This window comes from Marinobacterium alkalitolerans (genome assembly GCF_017776525.1).
Lineage (GTDB): Bacteria > Pseudomonadota > Gammaproteobacteria > Pseudomonadales > Balneatricaceae > Marinobacterium > Marinobacterium alkalitolerans.
The window spans coordinates 52,528-69,589 of sequence record NZ_JACVEW010000002.1; the positions used below are offsets into that span (position 1 = coordinate 52,528).

Here is a 17,062-nt window from a genome sequence, read left to right on the forward strand (position 1 = left end):
TTGCGATAAAATCAAGGGCTGAGAATGAAAACGCTAACCACCGGTGAGATAGCAAAAATATGTGATGTAAACCTGCGTACTGTCATTCGCTGGATTGAGAGGGGAGACCTTAAGGGCTTCAAGCTCCCGGGAAGGGGTAACAATCGTGTTCTGGTGGAGGATTTCGTTGCGTTTTTGGAGAGTCACAACATGCCGGTGCCTCCGGAATACGCTCCCAAAAGCAATAATCGTGTGCTGGTTCTGGATGATGAGCCTGCTATTACACGCCTTATCAGCCGTATTTTGCGGACAGCAGGTTACAGCGTTGATGTGGCGACTGACGGGTTCCAGGGAGGCGCCAAACTGCTGCAGGACAGGCCTTATCTCATCACGCTGGATCTGAGCATGCCTGGTTTGGATGGATTTCAAGTACTAGACTTTATACGCTCCACTGAAGAGATCAAACACACCAAGGTGGTAGTTGTATCAGCACTCAGCACGTCCGAGTTGAACCGTGCGCTGGATGCCGGTGCAGATGCTGTTCTGCAAAAGCCTTTTAAAAATCAAGAGCTTACAGATATGGTGGCGCAGCTTTCTCATGCGGAATAGTAGTTGAGTGCTGTAAATTCCTTATCAACCGTCCTGCTGGGGGTGGTATGTCACAAAAGCTCTTGATCATTGATGACGAGCCGGCCGTTCTGCGAAGTCTCAAGCGTATATTTCGCAAAAAAAACTATGAAATTCTGACTGCAGGATCGGCGGAGGAAGGGCTGCAGACATGTCAGGCGCACAAGCCCCAGGTAATTCTCTCAGATTTCATATTGCCCGGCGCCAATGGTAGCGAGCTGTTACAAAGCACTTCCCAGCTGGTACCTGCTCCGGTCGGTATACTCATGAGTGGGCATGCGGATTTAAACCTGGTGCTGGCTGCACTCAACAGCGGCCAGGTTTTCAAGTTCATCACCAAGCCCTGGGATGAGGAAGAGCTGCTGGATCAAGTGCAGACAGCATTTGAATTGTATAACCACCGGGTGTTGCCTCCCTTCTCTCCGAACGAACGGGAATGTGTCGTATGTGTTGATGAGAGAGGCACAATGCTGGAGCCACCGCGTGGGCAGGTTGATCTGTTTCAGTTGTCAGCCCTGGCTTGCGGAGAAAGTGTGCCAGGTAGACTGCCCGGGCTCAACGAGCAAAAACTTGCCCATCTGGCACATCATCCCGGCAACAGCATTACTCTGTCGAATGATTTTGGTGAACCTCAGTATCGGGCCTGTATGCGAGCCCGATCTCAAGGGGTATACGAACTGCTTCTTACTCACCTGGTTGACAATGAGACATTTGGCCAGGAAAGGGACTTGATCAGTCAGTGTCAGGTTCAAGAAGCGATTAATCAACGCCTTGAGAAAGCTGAAACATCCAGTGTTGTAGCCTGTATTGAAGTTGCGCGTTTCAGGGAGTTGAGCCGACAGTCAGGTTTTATGGCTTACTCTCGACTCATGACCCTGCTATGTAAACATATCAAGCAGTTTCTTCCACACGGCTCAGTGATATCAGCTTCAGGGGCAGAGCAGCTTGTCGTGTTGCTGCCAGTCAGTGAGGGGGCAGCGATTAAACACCTGCAGGGGGTTGTGGAGCACTTTGCACGGCCTGTTGAAGTTTTTGATAAAGCGACACTGGTACAGGTGTACATCGGATATGCGATTGCACACCCCAGGGATGCAGCGGTTGATGCTCAAGTGATGCTTCAAAGAGCCAGCTCAGCGGTGCATACCCTGGTTGAAGGCGGCAACGTGGGACAGGTGCATGCCTATGATCCTCGTTTTGATCGTGATATTGCCAACAGAGACCGACTGGAAAATTCACTGTTCGGTGCCCTGGAGCGCAATGAATTCAGTCTCGTCTATCAGCCCAAGGTTGATCTTTCGACTGGAAAAATTGTAGGGGCGGAGGCCCTGCTGCGCTGGAGGCATCATGAACTCGGGCTTGTCAGTCCTGCCGTTTTTATCCCGTTGGCGGAAGAAAACGGTCTTATCCATATCATTGGAGATTGGGTTTTGGCTGCGGCATGCGCACAGGTACGCGTCTGGCGACTGCAGGGCGTGCCCAGCGTACCGATATCCGTGAACCTTGCAGCGCCACAGCTTCGCAATGATTCTCTTGTGAACCGGATTAAAAGCATCATTCATGAGTCCGGTTCCTTGCCCGAGGATCTGAAAATTGAGCTGACAGAAACGTCCCTCATTCAAAACGTTCAATCCAGCTATGCTCAGATAGAAGAGCTACGCGCTTTGGGTATAGGGATAGCGCTTGACGACTTTGGTACGGGGTATTCTTCGCTGGGATATCTACACCAGTTGCCCATTGATGTACTGAAAATAGACAAATGCTTTATTGATGAAATCAGTCCCGGAAACCGGCGGGGAAGACTGGTCAAGCACATCATCAATATGGCGCACGATATGGGGTTTGAGGTAATAGCAGAGGGGGTTGAAAGCCCTTATCAGTTAGATGTCCTGCATCAGTATGAGTGCGATATCGTACAAGGATATGTATACAGCCCCCCGGTTGCGCCGGATATTCTGCGCGACATGATACGAGAACAGCCTTTTGAGATGTGAACCTTTGGGTGAATATATGAGTGAGGACAGAGTTGAGGGCACCTCCCGGCCCGAGGTATTGGTGGTTGATGATGAGGCCGCTGTACTCAGCTCGGCAAGACGTCTGATTCGCCGCAGCCACCCGAACTGGACGGTTCTGATGGCTGAGTCTGTCAGTGAGGCGCTATCCTTGCTCGAGGATCACTCTCCAAGGGTTTTGATAGCCGATAAGCTTATGCCCGGCCCCGGTGGCATTGACCTGCTCGAACATGTACGTATCTCACACCCTCGTATTTTGCGTGTGATGCTGACAGGCGATACGTCCAGAGCGGCACTGCTTGAGGTGGCAGGTCTGGCACACCTTATTTTTGCCAAGCCTTTTGATCCCGGCGCTATTGCTTCCATACTGGATCGAGCGACATGCATACATCATTTGCCGGTCAATAATGAAATAAAAACGGCTATTGGCAGCCTGAGGCAGCTACCGGTTGTGTCCCATACCTTCAGTCAGCTTTCAGTAGAGCTGGCCCGTGACGAAGTGTCGCTGGACAGGATTGTGGATCTGGTTGAAATGGATCAAGCCCTGACAGCCAGATTGCTGCAGTTGGCGAACTCTGCCTTTTTCGGTTTCAGTAGTGAAACTGCTTCAATACGGGATGCGGTGGTTCGGCTTGGCAGTGAGCTGATTCGGGCCATTGTGTTAGCTCTGGAGCTCTTTCACCCCGCTTCAAATGCACGTTCCGATGGTGCTCACGCCTGCAGCTTCAGTATAGCTCGCCAAGTCGCAGAGCGGGCCCTTGTGCTCGGGCGCGCGCTGGAGTTGGATCGACATGACCGTGACGCTGTTTTTGTCGCGGGCATTTTGCACAATATTGGCGCTTTGATCACACTTGAATTGAGCTCGTCAGCGTGTGCGAATGATGAAATCTCGGCTGTAGGGGCCTATCTTTTAACACTATGGGGATTTAACACGCAGTATGCTCAGCTGGTACTGGATATGCGAAAGCCTGGGCAGGCGTGTGAGCGTGACCGTGCGCTGGCTGCTCTTCATGTTGCCTGGGTACAGGAAACGGAGGGTGACGACAGCGAACTGCTCGATCATGCTTTCCTGGCAAGTGTTGGCATCACAATTGGTTCGGACGGCAATCTCATATTGGAATGAAATAAGTGTCAGGCGCGTGCATGATTTTAAACAGCATCCCATGGGGTATGTATGAAAACACCTATAACCGTTTGCGACGATTCCATGTTATCGCGCAAAAATGTGATCAAGGCATTGCCAGAAAGCTGGGATGTAGAAGTTACTGAATGCAAACATGGCCTTGAGGCACTTGAAGCCTGTCGTGCAGGCAAGGCAGAGGTTCTGTTTCTCGATTTGACCATGCCGATAATGGACGGTCTGGAAGTGCTTGAGCGGCTTAAGGGGGAAGATCTTAAAACAGTTGTAATTGTCATAAGTGCTGATTTCCAGCCAGAGGTGCAGGAAAAGGTAACGGCTCTGGGAGCACTAACATTTATTCGTAAACCGGTTACACCTGAACAGCTTGAGGGTGTGCTAAAAGGTTCGGGGCTGATATGAATTCCCCTGGCGAAAGGGACGAAATGCGCCAGGATGCGCTGCAGGAGATTCTGAACATCTCTATGGGGCAGGCCGCTGATACATTGGCACGGCTGATAAATGAAAGGGTGCACTTGTCCATTCCCAAACTGCACACTGTGCAAGCAAGTTCACTGAATGCTTTTGGAAAAAGGCTTTTGCGCAAGCCGCGCGGTACACTCACCCGGCAGTCCTTTAATGGTTTGTTCAGGGGGGAGGTGCTGGTTTGCTTTGAGCAGGGGGCCTGCCATGCAAAGCTTGCCAACTGCATGGGCTTTCCAGATGAGCCCGCCGGTGGGCGAACAAGTGAGCTGACACTTGAACTCACGAACCTGCTGGCAAGCGCCTGCCTGAAAGGGGTTGCTGAGCAGTTTGAAGGCTCATTACGGTTTGGTCCACCCTCTATCCTGTCAACATCAGTGACAGTGATTGATTATCTTGAGCGACTCAAGCCCTTGTGGAAAGAAGCCCTGTTTATGGAAATCAGCTTCAGTGTTGATAACCTGGAAATGTCAACAGACCTGCTCATATGCGTTGCTGGACAGGATACCGATGAATTGTGGAGTGGAGTCGATCGGCTATTGGGACTGGAGGCAACATGAAGCATGCTCATTCAGAGGTCATTGAGCAACTTGGCTTGGGTATCCTGATTATTGATGCACAGTTCATTGTACGTTACGCGAACCCATTTATAGAAAATAACAGCAAGCAGAAAAGCCTTGCAGGCAAGAGCCTTTTCAGTCTGTTTCCCGAGTTACCCCAAGTCTGGCTACGCAAGCGTGTAGAGTCTGTCTTGATGCTTGATAATACGACATACACTAATTGGCACCAGCGTCCCAGGCTTTTCGACTTTCCGAGCAGTCGCCCCATTACGGGTAGCGCACGGCTTATGTATCAGAGCTGTTCCATTTTTAAATTGAAGTCGGCCGAGAAAGATGATCTGGTTTGTATAACCGTATATGACTCAACCCCCACGGCTGTCACTCAGCAGCGGTTACAGAATAGCCTGAAGCGCCTCGACAAGGAGCGCAATTATCAGGTCGAACTCAATAGAAAACTGGAAGAAACACAAAGCCAGCTTGTTCAATCCGAGAAACTGGCTGGTGTGGGCCAGCTTGCTGCAGGCGTCGCACACGAAATCAATAACCCGGTATGCTTTATCAAGTCGAACGTGGAATGCCTGCGTGACTACATTGGTAAATTGCAATCCTTGATCAAACACTATGATGACCTCCTGGATGCATCGCTTACGCCTGAGCTGAAGGTTAAGCGTGATCAGGTAAGGCAGTCTCTGGATATGGAGTATGTGCAAGAAGAGCTTCCCGAGATTCTGGATGAAACAGATGATGGCATTACCCGTATAGAAGGGATCGTCGGATCCTTGAAAGACTTTGCACGTCTGGATAGTGGCCAATGGCAATATGCGGATCTTAACGAGGGTATTCAAAGCACGCTGAAAATCGTGCACCACGAACTCAAGTACAAGGTTCGTGAAGTTGAGCAGGATCTGGGCGAACTCCCCAAAGTACAATGTATCCCGGCGCAGCTTAATCAGGTTTTCTTGAACCTTCTGGTAAATGCTGCCCAGGCCATCGAAAAGACCGGAAGTATAAAAGTGACCAGTTGTCATATGCCTGAGAGAGCAAGTGTTGTACTGACATTCACGGACACAGGGTGTGGCATTCCGGCCAGCAAACTGGACAAGATATTTGACCCGTTTTTCACAACCAAAGCTGTCGGTAAGGGAACCGGCCTTGGATTGTCGGTTTCCTATGGCATCATACAAAGTCATGGAGGAACAATTAGTGTTGAAAGTGAACCGGGTGAAGGGACCTGTTTCAGGATAGAGCTACCCGTTGAGCAGGATAATCATTAAGCTCGTCCGGATTTGGATCTTGGCAGCATGATGGCACAGAGTATGGATGTGAGCCTGAGCAGCGTGGATATCTCATTATTGTTGGCGTTTGCCACGTGCGTTTTACTGCTGGCGTTGCTGGCCTGGGGAAGCCGCAAACATGCGGCCATAAGAACCCGGTTTGCCATGCGAGAGGAGCAACTTCTGGCGCAGATTGAGCAGTTGCAGGATGAAAGCGACATGCTGCGTGACCAGAGCCAGTCGTTGCAGCAGGAACATACCCGGCTTGAGATTGAACTTGGACGCCAGCAGGCCCGTGCCGAAGAGCGTGATCAGGCGCTGGAGCGTTATCAGAGCTGGTGGCAGCAGGAACAGCACCGGGTGCGCCAGTTGCAGACCGAGTTGCAGCAACTGCAGTCCGAGCACAGTGCACTGAGCACGGCACGAGAGCAGCAGGAACAGCATTTCCGCGAGCAGATTCAGCAGCTGGAACAGAGCCGTGAACTGCTCAAGAAAGAGTTCGAGCAGCTGGCCAGCGAAATCCTTGAGCGCAAGGGCAAGGCGTTTACCGAGATGAGTCAGCAGAGCCTTAACCAGTTGCTCAACCCCATTCAGTCCGAGATGAAAGGGTTTCGTGAAAAGGTGGAGAATATTCACCTGCACGAGACTGAACAGCGCGTGCAGCTCAGGACGGAGCTGCAGAACCTGCAGCAACTGAACCAGGCGATCACCGATCAGGCGGCCAAACTGACCACGGCTCTGCAGGGGCAGAAGAAGGTGCAGGGCAACTGGGGCGAGTTGATGCTGGAAAATGTGCTCGATAATGCCGGCCTGCGGCTGGGGCAGGATTACAAGCGCGAAGTGAGCATCAACACGGAGGATGGGCGTCAGCGCCCGGATGCCATCGTCTATCTGCCGGGCAACAAACACCTGATTATCGATGCCAAGACCTCTCTGGCGGCCTATACACGTTACGTGAATGCGGAACAGGAGGGCGAGCGCCAACAGGCCCTGCGTGAGCATGCCCGGGCGGTATCCGACCGCATCAAGGAGCTGGCCGAGCGCCGCTATGACAAGCTGCCCGGACTGAATTCACCGGAAATCGTGATCATGTTCATTCCGGTCGAGTCCGCTTATGTGGAAGCGCTCAAGGCGGACGAAACCCTGTATCAGCGTGCGCTGGAGCAGAATGTGCTGGTGGCGACGCCCACCACGCTGCTGACCAGCTTGAACATTGTGCGTCAGCTCTGGCGGTTTGAGGATCAGAGCCGTCACACCGCCGAGCTGGCCGACCGTGCCGAAAAGTTCTACAACAAGCTCAACAGTTTCCTCACCAGCATGCAGGATGTGGGCAAGAAGCTGGATGGAGCCCGTGCCAGCTACGACCGTGCCTTTGGGCAGCTTTACTCCGGCCGTGGCAACCTGATCAAGCAGGCTGCCGAGTTCAAGGATCTGGGCGTGTCCGTACAGAAGGAGTTGCCGCCCGAGCTGGTCGACAAGGCACACCTTGAGCTGGACAGCGGCACCTGATCAGCCAGGCCTGGGACGTTTCAGCGCGCCGAAGCGCGTTTCAGCCGGTCCTGAATATCCGCCCAGTGGGCATCTTCCGGCGGCGCCTCGACCAGAATCTGTTGCGCGCCGGCACAGTCCAGTGCATACAGAGTTGCGTACAGCGCCTTGCGATAGCCGGGGTGCTCTGCCGGCAGGTGGCGCACAAGCGGCCCCTCCAGTGACTTGAACCGATCCGAGTACACCAGTGCCGCGCAGTCGGGCGTGGAGGCCAGGCGTACTGACAGTTCATCCGGTGAGCAGATCATCACCGGTGCGTTGGGCTGGTAATGCATCTTCTTGTTACCCGAAACCGCATGCGCGTGCAGGGCGGGTGTCAGCACGGGCACCCGCAGGTAGGGCTGAATGTCGGCCGCCGCAATCGGTCCGCAACGCAGCACTTCAGCACTCTCGGGCCCGACACGCAGAATGGTCGACTCGGTGCCCACGCCACAGGGGCCGCCATCCAGTACGGCGGCAATGCGCCCGTCCAGCCCTGCCAGTACCTGCTCGGCACTGGTGGGGCTGAGCTTCTGATAGGGGTTGGCGGAGGGTGCGGCAACGGCCAGATCAAACTGCTGCAACAGGGGCAGCAACACCGGATGATCCGGCATCCGAATACCGATGCTGTCCAGCCCGCCGGTAATCACATCCGAAACGTCCGAGTGGCGCTCCAGTATCAGCGTCAGAGGGCCGGGCCAGAATGCTCGGGCCAGAGGCTCAAGCCATTCCGGCTGGTGTCTGATCCAGCGCGGCAGCTGTGCCAGTGAGGCGATGTGTGTAATCAGCGGATGGTCAGCGGGGCGTCCCTTGGCTGTAAAAATGTTACGCACGGCCTCCGGATTGCTGGCATCGGCCGCCAGTCCGTACACCGTTTCGGTGGGTACGGCGACCAGTTCACCGGCGCGCAGGAGTTCACCAGCCCGCGCAAGGTCCGCAGGGTTTCGAGCATCAAGTCGTTCTGTTTTCATGCTTCAATTCAGTATTGGGTGCCGGGTGTGCCATCCGGACAGTGGCCTATTTCAGGGCTTCATTCAGGAGCCTTGCTCGGCGGCGGTTCAGCAGGTCTTTGGCACTTACCAGGAAAATGCCCAGAATGACCATCAGGCCGCCGGTGACGAAGCTGGCTGTCAGCACTTCGTCCAGAATCAGCACGCCGAATAATACGCCCAGAAGGGGGGTGATGAACACAAAAGTGGCCATGCGAGAGGCCAGATAGCGTCGGAGCAGCCAGAACCAGGTCAGGTAACTGCCAATGGCAATAAACACGGCCTGAAACGCCATATTGACCGTGGTTTCAGGTGTCCAGTTCATGTCGCCGTTGCCCATCAGGAAAGCGGCGCCGATCAGCATCAGTGCGGCCATGGCCATCTGGTAGAACAGTGTCTTGACGGCCGGTGCTTCGGACAGCTTTGAACCCCTTATCACAACGGTGGTAAAGCCCCAGATCGCCCCGGCGGCCAGCGCAAAGGCATCACCCAGCAGGCTGGTGCCTTCGGCATTGCCCGGGCCCAGAAAGGCGATGCAGACACCGACAAAAGCCAGCGCTATGCCACTCCACTGGATACGGCTCAAACGCTCGTCCGGGTGCACAAAGTGCATTCCCAACGCAGTAAAGATCGGGGAGGTATACAGGAATACGACCATGTGAGAGGCACTGGTGTGGGCCAGACCTTCCCCCACGAACAGGAACTCCAGTGCGAACATGAAGCCGGCAATCAGGCCTGCCTTGAGCGTACCGTCACTGAATACCTGCAGGCCTTCACTGCGCAGCATCAGCAGAAACAGCACGCTGGCAGCAAAAGCGGAGCGCAGGCCGATCTGCAGTGTCGGAACAATATCATCGGCCGCCAGCTTGATGGCAATCTGCTGGAACCCCCAGCCCAAACACAGCATCAGCAGAATGCTGACGGCGAAAAAATCCAGGTGGCGACGACTTTGAGTCATGGACCCTCCGACACAATTCCAAAAAAGGTAACGTAGATTACATTTTTATGCGCCGCTTTGCAGCATCGGTGCGAAAATAAGCCGGTTTTCTGCGCGAAAAAATGCTTTGCGTTGTGCAAAAATCGCACTAATATTTCGCGCTTTCAATCACCGCGGTAGCCAGGTATGAAATGCGTTTCCTTTGATGCATTCCGCACGCTTCACCTTCCCAATACGTACTACATCAAGCCCGAGCACCTGTTTCGCGAGCGGGCGCGTATCGAGACGGCCGACTGGGTTCTGTTCCCGGAGTACTGGCAGATCAATGCGCTCGTATACGGCCTGAAAAAACGGATCTTTCCGAGCCTGTCGGCCTATCATATCGGCCACGACAAGGTGGAAATGACGCGTGCTTTCCAACTGGTCGTGCCGGGGCATACACCCTGGACGCTGATTGAGGCCAATACACCGGAAAACGCCGAGCGGGTCTGGCAGCAGATGCCCTTGCCGTTCGTGGCGAAGATCCCCAAGAGCAGTATGGGACAGGGGGTCTTTTTGATCGAGTCGCAGGCGGACTGGCGCCTCTATCTGGAGCGGACGCCGGTGATCTACACTCAGGAGCTGTTACCGATCGACAGGGACCTGCGCCTGATAGTGGTCGGGGGCAAGCTGGTGGACGGTTTCTGGCGCTGTCAGGGGCACAACGGTTTCCATAACAACCTGTCGCAGGGCGGTTCTGTCGATACCCAAACCCCCTTGCCCGCAGCGGCGGTTGAGCTGGTGTTGAAAGTCGCCAGACTGCTGGATATCGACCATGCCGGCTTTGATGTGGCGATGGTGGATGGCTATCCCTACCTGCTGGAATTCAACCGCCTGTTCGGCAACACCGGGCTACCGGGGCTGAGTCAGCGCGTGTCGGATGCCATTCTGGCACACCTGGAGGCTGCCAACGACCGGGGCGATGATGACGACGACGATCCCAAGGACCCAACGCCGCCCATGCCGATTGCCGTTTAGTCCACCTCAGAGAACAGGGTTTCGGCCAGTTGCCGGGCCCCCTTGATGACAGCCGGTGACAGGCTCTCCTCCAGCCCGGGCGGATCAATGCAAATGCCGAAAATCCGCAGCGATGGCGGCCATTCGCCCAGTGCCTGAATCAGGGCCAGGGCTTGAGCCAGCCCCAAACCGTGGCTCGACGCGGGTTGGCTCTGCTCCAGCTGATCCAGAGACAGTGGCAGCCAGGTGCCAACGGGTTGATCTTCGGTCACCACGGCATCGATCAGGGTGATACGGTCATACTGGCCCAGATACTCGATCAGACGACTGCCGGGCCGGTCCAGTCGCTCCAGCCGGATATGGTCGGGCAGGCTGAGAGCCTGCAGGGCTTCAATCACGGCCCAGCCTGCCTGGTCATCGCCAAACGGGGAGCCGATGCCCAGAATCAGCTCCGTGTCGGCTGAGTGAGCGTTCACCGTTCGTGTTTCTCCAGGGTCAGGAAGTGAGTGGCACAGGAGATACAGGGGTCATAGTTGCGAATGACCTGCTCGGCCCTGAGCCGCAGTGCCTCGGCATCCTGATCCAGCCCGAACGCGGTGAGGGAGCGGTGCAGGTCCGCCTCGATCCGCGCCTGATTCTGGCTCGTAGGGGGAACGATGCGGGCGGCCTTGATCAGCCCGTCCTGTCCCAGTGCGTAGCGATGCCAGAGCAGCCCGCGCGGCGCTTCACTCATGCCGTAGCCGACCCCTTCCGTTAGTGTCAGTGGTGTATGGGCCGAAGGGGGAAGCAGGTACTTACTCAGCCGTTCAATCGCTTCATGCAGTACCCACTCAATCTCGATGGCACGGGCCAGCAGGCTGTGAAACATGTTGTGCGAGGGCAGGGACAGGCCGATTTCGTTCAGGCGCTGCTGCAGAAAGGCAGGCAGCTGTGCGTGGTTCAGGTTCAGCCGGGCCAGCGGACCGGTCAGGTAGGGTTGACCGTCCAGATCAGACCAGAGGGCGGTGGAGTCCGGCTTGTGATGCTCATGAAAGTGCTGCTCGAACTGATGGGCCTTAAGCGTGAGGCCTTCGCTGGTGCGAATGTCACCGGACTCCATGGCATAGCCATCCGGGTGATGCAGTGCGACGCAGATAAATGACTGAGGGTCATCCGGCAGTGACAGGCCGGCACAAAAGTGTGTCAGGTCACGGGCTTCCGGTTGGGCGGCCTTGAGCTTTTCGACGATTGCGGTGACGTCATCGGGCGAAGGCGCATGGTGAAAGCCGCCCAGACGGGCGCCCACCGGATGAACCGACCGGCCTCCAAAGAGCTTGATCAGCGCATTTCCCAGCCCCTGCAACCGCAGCCCTCGCTTGACGGCATCCGGGTGTCGGGCGGCCATGCTGACGGCATCGTCAAAGCCGAGAAAGTCCGGCAGTGCCAGCAGGTGGATATGCAGGGCGTGACTTTGCAGCCATTCGCCACAGTAAAACACCCGTCGCATGCTCCGTGCCCAGTCGGTAAGGGGCTCCCCGGCCAGCGACTCCAGCGCATTGAGGGCGCTGATCTGGTAGGCCACGGGGCAGATGCCGCAGATGCGGGCCACGATGTCGACCACCTCGCTGGCATCGCGCCCTTCAAGAAACTTCTCGAAATACCGTGGCGGCTCAAAAATCGACAGCCCAAGGTCGATCAGCTGACCATCCCTGACCTCAAGCCGAAGTGAGCCCTCGCCCTCGACACGGGTAAGCGCCGGCACATCGATGCGAATACGTCGGCTAGTCATCCTGATCTCCCGCCGGTGTATGAAAAAATACGCGCCCGGTCTGCAAAAAGGCAGGTGCCTGAGAGTTGATCATCAGGAAGCGGCGGGCGATGGCGTCTGGTACCAGCCCCAGCCCTGCAAAGCGCTGTGCCAGAGTGTCGGTTTGAGCGGTTTCGCTGGGGCCGAAGCAGCCATAGCAGTCACGCCCGAAGCGTGGGCAGAGAGCACCACAGCCGGTACGGGTTACCGGCCCCATGCAGGGCCGTCCCTGAGTCACCATCACGCAGACGGCCTGCTGGCGCTTGCATTCAAGGCAGACCCGGTCACGGTCATCCACCGGGGACACCCCAAACAGCAGGGCTCTAACGGCGGCCAGCACCTGATCGCTGTTGACCGGGCAGCCCCAGAGTTCCAGGTCTACCTTGACGGCGGATGCGATGGGCCGGACTTCCTTCAGGGTTTGAATGTATTCAGGCTGGGCATAGATGGCGTCGCGCCATTCGTCATGCCGACCCTCCAGATTGCGCAGGGCCTGCAGTCCGCCGCTGGTGGCACAGGCTCCGAGCGTGACCAGATAACGGCTGTTGGCTCGCACCTGCTGAATCCGCTCCAGCTCATCCGGGGTGGACAGGCTGCCCTCGACAAAGGCGATATCCACCGGTGTGGCCGGGTCGTTCATGCCGGCTTCCAGAAAATGCAGTATCTCTACCTGCTCGCTCAATTCCAGCAGCGCCTCACCCAGATTGAGGAAGGCGAGCTGGCAGCCATCACAGGAGCTGAACTTGTGAACGGCAATACGCGGTCGAGCCATCAGATGCCCTCCAGACCGAGCCGGTCACGCAGGCGCGGGTAGGGCATGACGGGCCCATCACGGCAAATAAAGTCGGCACCGAACTGGCAGTGGCCACAATGGCCGCTGGCACACTGCATGTTGCGCTCCATACTGAGCCAGATGGCGTCCGGGGGGACCTGCTGCCGAATCAGCTGCTCCGCGCTGGCCTGCATCATCGGCTCGGGGCCGCAACAGCACACCAGCGTTCGCTCCGGTTTCAACGGCAGACGCTTGATCAGTTCAGTGACGCGGCCGCTGTACCAGGGCCACCCGGGCGCGGCTACATCGGCGGCCATCATGACGGTGGTGTCCGGCTGTTGTGCCCAGAATTCGTAGCGGCTGCGCCAGAGCAGGTCTGCCGAGTGCTTGACGCCCTGAATGATATGGATATGACCGTAGCGGTCGCGGTTGGCAAAGGCGTGTTCAATGATCGACACTGCCGGCGCACAGCCCAGCCCACCGGTCACCACGCACAGGTCCTGATGTTCGGCGCGCCTGAGGGGCCATCCCTGTCCAAAGGGGCCGCGCAAACCGATATGCGATCCCGGCTTCAGGTCTGCCAGCGCCCGGCTGACGCGGCCAACGCTGCGAATCGTATGTTCCAGCACGGGCTCACCCGCCTCGTCCTGGCTGATCGCCTTGAACGAGATCGGAATTTCACCCACCCCAAAGCGGTAGAGCATATTGAACTGGCCCGGCTGTATCTCGAGCCGCCAGTGTTGCCGAGGGTCGGTCAGCCGAAGCTGCAGGGTGAAAATATCCTCGGTTTCCTGAATTCGGTTCAGAATCAATGCGTTGGTGGGCAGGGCCGGGTTATTCATCGGTGCCCTCCTGACCCAGTTGTTCGAGTATTTCGAGCGGATCGATCCCCACCGGGCACCAGCTGATACAGCGACCGCATCCGGTGCAGCCACTGCGGCCGTACTGCTCCACCCAACTGCCGAACTTGTGGGTCAACCATTGGCGGTAGCGCCCCCTGGTATCGGGACGAAAGCGGTGGCCGTGAATATAACTGTGGCCTTCGCTGAAGCAGGAATCCCATTGGCGCTGGTGGCTGGAGGTCTGGCCGTCCAGTTCAGGCACCTCCTGCTCGCTGAAGCAGAAGCAACTGGGGCACACGGAGGTGCAGTTGCCACAGCTCAGACAGCGGTCCGCCACGGCTTCCCAAACGGCGCTCTGGCCCTGATGTATGAGCCTTTCAGGATCAAACCGAGGCAGTTGTCGCTGTTGTTGGCGGGCATGTCTGTGTTGGTCGTCGGCCTGCTCAAGGTGCTTTTGGCTGGCGGCCTCAAGCGGAAGCGCCGCCAGCACGGCTTTGCCCGGCTCGCTGTTGGCGCGTACCAGATAGCCGTCATCCAGCTCGGTCAGTGCAATATCATAGCCCCGGTCGGCGCCTGGTCCATCGCCGGTGCTGGCACAGAAGCAGGTATCGGCCGGGTGGGAGCAATCGACGGCAATCAGGAGCAGGTTGGCCCGGCGTTGCCGGTAGTAGGGATCCTCGGCAAAGTGCTGTTCCTGCAACGCCAGGGCAGCCAGGTCGCAGCCACGTATGCCGATCACGGCGGTGAGGGACCTGTCGGCCAGCGTTTCCGTGAAACGCAAACTGCCATCCGCGTTCTGCTCCGAGCGCCAGAGGGTTTCCCGGGGGGCAAAGGTGAGGGGTTTGAGCGCCTGAGGGCCGTTGGCCCAGCTGAAATAACGGGCTGATTCGGTCTGGTGCAGGCGGTAATGGCCGGGCTGCTGGGTTTGTTCGATACCCTGAGGGAGGCTGTCGACTTGCGTGAGGGGGTGAAAGACGATGGCGCCATCCTGTACGCCGGGGCCGATCACTTCGTAGCCGCGCTGCTGGAGTTCCGTCAGCAGTGTGACCATCCCTGTGCGGGGCATGTAGTGCTGTTCCTGCGTCAGCATTGCAAAGCGGCCTCGTAAAAACCTTTCCCTTCACGTTAGGCAGATTGGCGCGGGAAAACAAGTTGAATGGCTAGTAACAGCACACCTGGTTGCGGCCACTGGATTTGGCCTTGTACATCGCCATGTCCGCGGCCCTGAACAGCGCACTTGCCGTACCGCCCTCATCGGGATAGGAGGCCAGACCGATGGAGACAGTCATCGGTGGCAGGAGGCTGCCATCGTCGGCCATCAGTTTGAGGCTGCGAATGCCTTCACACAGCTGCTGGGCACGCATGGCGGCGGTATCCCGGCTGGTTTCGGGCATCACCAGAATAATCTCCTCGCCCCCAAAGCGGCAGGCCACATCGCTCTGGCGAATCTGTGCACTGATGTAGTGGCTGAGGCCCTGAAGGGCACGGTCCCCGGCGGCATGGCCCAGAGTGTCGTTCAGCACCTTGAAGTGGTCGATATCGATCATCATCAGGCTGAGTGCGCGCCCATGCCGCTGACTGCGCACCAGCTCCTTTTCCAGCCAGTCCTGCAGGTAACGGCGGTTGTAGAGGCCTGTCAGCGGGTCGTGCGTGGCTTCTTCAACCAGCTTTTCGCGCAGCTTGAGGTTTGTAAGAGCCAGTGTCAGGTGCTCCGTCAACATCTGCAGGACCGCTTCCACTGCGGGGTCTTCATCCGCAGAAGCCCCCAGCAGAACGGCGCCTGCCAGCTCATGGCCAGACTTCAGCGGCAGTACACGGTGGATGCCGTGCAAGCCTTCAGGGTCATAGCTGTAGGGTGAGTGCCAGTGTGCCGGATCTTTGGTCAGTTCGATCTCCGCTGCAAACCGGGCCCCGATGAGCGGGTGGCGCCCCCAGTGCGTGAGAATTTCCAGTTTCCACTCCGGTGTCATGCGGCAGAGAACCCCTTCCATGCGGGGGAGCTGGCGCGGCAGATATTCGGCCAGCGCGTTGATCACTTCATGTGCCGAGTCGGCTGCATGCAGGCGCGAGTCCAGCTGGGCCATCAGGTTCAGCATGTGGTAGCGCTCCTGAAGCTCCCCCTGTACCTTCTCACGCTGACGAATTTCGGCGGTGAGGCGACGATTGCTGCGCAGCACTGACTGATGCGTCTCTGTGAGCCGCTCCGACCAGTAGCGGAACAGGTAGATGCCGAATACTGTAATGGCCGCCATCAGGATCATCAGCACGGTCATCAGTGCACCGATGGACTCCTTGACCATTTGGGCGACCGGCTGCCAGATATAGGGGTCACGGCTGTGTGCCGCCGTGGTGATGGCCTTTTCGGTCAGGCTGGCGCTGAACCAGCTGAACATGATGGCGGTTAACACCAGCATGAGCGCTATGATCAGGCTCTGGCGCAACGCCCGGCGGCCCGGCGTGTAGTGTCGCCAAAGCCGAGTGCCGTTCTGCCAGCGGCGGATGAGCGGGTCGCAGAGCAGCAGAATCGGCAGCACGATGATCAGGTTCTGCAGCATGAAGCCGACCCACCAGCCTTCCCAGACAGGATAGAGCTGGGTGACTTCGGCCTGGGTGGCGTGGCTCCAGATAAATGCCCCCACCGAACTGAGCACGGCACCGGCAAAGCTGAACAGAACAAACAGCAGAATATTGCCGGGCCTGCGGATATCCATGGCATCGGGGAGCGACCAGTAGACCAGCGCAATCAGTGCAAGCCCAAGAGGGTCTGAGCAGGCAAACAGCAGTGCCCATTCCCAGGGCATGCCGTAATGGGTGGCCAGTATGAAGGTGGTGGCCCAGGTCGGGATGGCGGCCCACCAGTAGCCGAACCAGAATAGCCAGAACATGCCCAGAATGAGGGGCGGGTACACCGTGACATAAAACTCGTGGCCATCCAGGCGCACCGGGATGGTGCTCCAGTCCAGCTCAACCGCCGCGACCCCGAACAGGGCGGACATCACTGCACTGGTAACCCACAGCAGCAGAATCAGTTTGCGCAGCATGGGATCAGGGCCACTGAGAAACGCGGCCAGATTGAGATGGCCGGCAACGGTGGTATTGGGCGCTGCGGGCATTCCTTTCATACAATACGCCATGTGTCAGGTTGGGGCTTGTCTATCAGTTAT

General features: G+C 57.1%; 16 protein-coding genes. 8 read left to right on the top strand and 8 right to left on the bottom strand.

The features are described from left to right. Positions 1-24 precede the first annotated feature (24 nt). The 7 genes from H9C73_RS01570 to rmuC are packed head-to-tail and all read left to right on the top strand — an operon-like array spanning position 25 to position 7,558. The gene (locus H9C73_RS01570; protein ID WP_209286026.1) at positions 25-588 is read left to right on the top strand and encodes a response regulator; all 564 of its coding nucleotides are present in this window, start codon (positions 25-27) and stop codon (positions 586-588) included. Positions 589-635: 47 nt separating this feature from the next. Beyond that, positions 636-2,597, top strand: coding sequence for an EAL domain-containing response regulator (locus H9C73_RS01575; protein WP_209286027.1), 1,962 nt, complete (start codon positions 636-638; stop codon positions 2,595-2,597). 16 nt (positions 2,598-2,613) lie between these two features. Next, a complete protein-coding gene (locus tag H9C73_RS01580; RefSeq protein WP_236014033.1) occupies positions 2,614-3,738 on the top strand; it encodes an HDOD domain-containing protein in 1,125 nt (374 codons plus the stop codon). A 51-nt stretch (positions 3,739-3,789) separates the two neighbouring features. After that, entirely contained in the window at positions 3,790-4,155 is a 366-nt protein-coding gene (locus H9C73_RS01585) for a response regulator (RefSeq protein WP_209286029.1), read from the top strand. Then, the gene (locus tag H9C73_RS01590; RefSeq protein ID WP_209286030.1) at positions 4,152-4,775 is read left to right on the top strand and encodes a chemotaxis protein CheC; all 624 of its coding nucleotides are present in this window, start codon (positions 4,152-4,154) and stop codon (positions 4,773-4,775) included. Before H9C73_RS01585 ends, H9C73_RS01590 begins: the two co-directional genes overlap by 4 nt. Then, positions 4,772-6,049, top strand: a complete 1,278-nt coding sequence (locus H9C73_RS01595) for a sensor histidine kinase (protein ID WP_209286031.1) — start codon at positions 4,772-4,774, stop codon at positions 6,047-6,049. The genes H9C73_RS01590 and H9C73_RS01595 overlap by 4 nt, the downstream gene beginning before the upstream one ends. A gap of 27 nt (positions 6,050-6,076) precedes the next feature. After that, positions 6,077-7,558 (top strand): DNA recombination protein RmuC, encoded by a 1,482-nt coding sequence (gene rmuC, locus H9C73_RS01600; protein ID WP_236014022.1) that lies wholly within the window; start codon positions 6,077-6,079, stop codon positions 7,556-7,558. Positions 7,559-7,578: 20 nt separating this feature from the next. On the opposite strand, the gene H9C73_RS01605 is transcribed toward rmuC, so the two are convergent. Together H9C73_RS01605 and H9C73_RS01610 are read right to left on the bottom strand one after the other, a co-directional pair. Further along, on the bottom strand, positions 7,579-8,547 hold the full coding sequence (locus H9C73_RS01605) for an L-threonylcarbamoyladenylate synthase (protein WP_209286032.1): 969 nt from the start codon (positions 8,545-8,547) through the stop codon (positions 7,579-7,581). Between the two features lie 46 nt (positions 8,548-8,593). Next, positions 8,594-9,523: a DMT family transporter gene (locus H9C73_RS01610; protein ID WP_209286033.1), complete on the bottom strand. Its 930-nt coding sequence runs from the start codon at positions 9,521-9,523 to the stop codon at positions 8,594-8,596. Positions 9,524-9,688: 165 nt separating this feature from the next. Between H9C73_RS01610 and H9C73_RS01615 the strand changes: the two genes are divergently transcribed. Further along, positions 9,689-10,519 (top strand): ATP-grasp domain-containing protein, encoded by an 831-nt coding sequence (locus H9C73_RS01615; protein WP_209286034.1) that lies wholly within the window; start codon positions 9,689-9,691, stop codon positions 10,517-10,519. On the opposite strand, the gene H9C73_RS01620 is transcribed toward H9C73_RS01615, so the two are convergent. From H9C73_RS01620 to H9C73_RS01645, 6 genes are all read right to left on the bottom strand, one after another. Next, positions 10,516-10,974, bottom strand: a complete 459-nt coding sequence (locus H9C73_RS01620; protein WP_209286035.1) for a hydrogenase maturation protease — start codon at positions 10,972-10,974, stop codon at positions 10,516-10,518. The genes H9C73_RS01615 and H9C73_RS01620 overlap by 4 nt on opposite strands. Beyond that, a complete protein-coding gene (locus tag H9C73_RS01625; RefSeq protein WP_209286036.1) occupies positions 10,971-12,266 on the bottom strand; it encodes a Ni/Fe hydrogenase subunit alpha in 1,296 nt (431 codons plus the stop codon). Before H9C73_RS01625 ends, H9C73_RS01620 begins: the two co-directional genes overlap by 4 nt. After that, on the bottom strand, positions 12,259-13,056 hold the full coding sequence (locus H9C73_RS01630) for an NADH-quinone oxidoreductase subunit B family protein (RefSeq protein ID WP_209286037.1): 798 nt from the start codon (positions 13,054-13,056) through the stop codon (positions 12,259-12,261). Before H9C73_RS01630 ends, H9C73_RS01625 begins: the two co-directional genes overlap by 8 nt. Beyond that, on the bottom strand, positions 13,056-13,898 hold the full coding sequence (locus H9C73_RS01635) for an FAD/NAD(P)-binding protein (protein ID WP_209286038.1): 843 nt from the start codon (positions 13,896-13,898) through the stop codon (positions 13,056-13,058). Before H9C73_RS01635 ends, H9C73_RS01630 begins: the two co-directional genes overlap by 1 nt. After that, entirely contained in the window at positions 13,891-14,988 is a 1,098-nt protein-coding gene (locus H9C73_RS01640) for a 4Fe-4S dicluster domain-containing protein (RefSeq protein WP_209286039.1), read from the bottom strand. Before H9C73_RS01640 ends, H9C73_RS01635 begins: the two co-directional genes overlap by 8 nt. Before the next feature lie 70 nt (positions 14,989-15,058). Next, a complete protein-coding gene (locus H9C73_RS01645; protein WP_209286040.1) occupies positions 15,059-17,020 on the bottom strand; it encodes a sensor domain-containing diguanylate cyclase in 1,962 nt (653 codons plus the stop codon). Positions 17,021-17,062 lie beyond the last annotated feature (42 nt).

What these genes read in the sequence shown, in the direction of transcription:
- H9C73_RS01585 (WP_209286029.1), top strand. Translation starts at nt 3,790, where the DNA reads ATGAAAACACCTATAACCGTTTGCGACGATTCCATGTTATCGCGCAAA.
- H9C73_RS01635 (WP_209286038.1), bottom strand. Translation starts at nt 13,898, where the DNA reads ATGAATAACCCGGCCCTGCCCACCAACGCATTGATTCTGAACCGAATT.
- H9C73_RS01595 (WP_209286031.1), top strand. Translation starts at nt 4,772, where the DNA reads ATGAAGCATGCTCATTCAGAGGTCATTGAGCAACTTGGCTTGGGTATC.
- H9C73_RS01625 (WP_209286036.1), bottom strand. Translation starts at nt 12,266, where the DNA reads ATGACTAGCCGACGTATTCGCATCGATGTGCCGGCGCTTACCCGTGTC.
- H9C73_RS01605 (WP_209286032.1), bottom strand. Translation starts at nt 8,547, where the DNA reads ATGAAAACAGAACGACTTGATGCTCGAAACCCTGCGGACCTTGCGCGG.
- H9C73_RS01610 (WP_209286033.1), bottom strand. Translation starts at nt 9,523, where the DNA reads ATGACTCAAAGTCGTCGCCACCTGGATTTTTTCGCCGTCAGCATTCTG.
- H9C73_RS01580 (WP_236014033.1), top strand. Translation starts at nt 2,614, where the DNA reads ATGAGTGAGGACAGAGTTGAGGGCACCTCCCGGCCCGAGGTATTGGTG.
- rmuC (WP_236014022.1), top strand. Translation starts at nt 6,077, where the DNA reads ATGATGGCACAGAGTATGGATGTGAGCCTGAGCAGCGTGGATATCTCA.
- H9C73_RS01575 (WP_209286027.1), top strand. Translation starts at nt 636, where the DNA reads ATGTCACAAAAGCTCTTGATCATTGATGACGAGCCGGCCGTTCTGCGA.
- H9C73_RS01590 (WP_209286030.1), top strand. Translation starts at nt 4,152, where the DNA reads ATGAATTCCCCTGGCGAAAGGGACGAAATGCGCCAGGATGCGCTGCAG.
- H9C73_RS01570 (WP_209286026.1), top strand. Translation starts at nt 25, where the DNA reads ATGAAAACGCTAACCACCGGTGAGATAGCAAAAATATGTGATGTAAAC.
- H9C73_RS01615 (WP_209286034.1), top strand. Translation starts at nt 9,689, where the DNA reads ATGAAATGCGTTTCCTTTGATGCATTCCGCACGCTTCACCTTCCCAAT.
- H9C73_RS01630 (WP_209286037.1), bottom strand. Translation starts at nt 13,056, where the DNA reads ATGGCTCGACCGCGTATTGCCGTTCACAAGTTCAGCTCCTGTGATGGC.
- H9C73_RS01645 (WP_209286040.1), bottom strand. Translation starts at nt 17,020, where the DNA reads ATGAAAGGAATGCCCGCAGCGCCCAATACCACCGTTGCCGGCCATCTC.
- H9C73_RS01640 (WP_209286039.1), bottom strand. Translation starts at nt 14,988, where the DNA reads ATGCTGACGCAGGAACAGCACTACATGCCCCGCACAGGGATGGTCACA.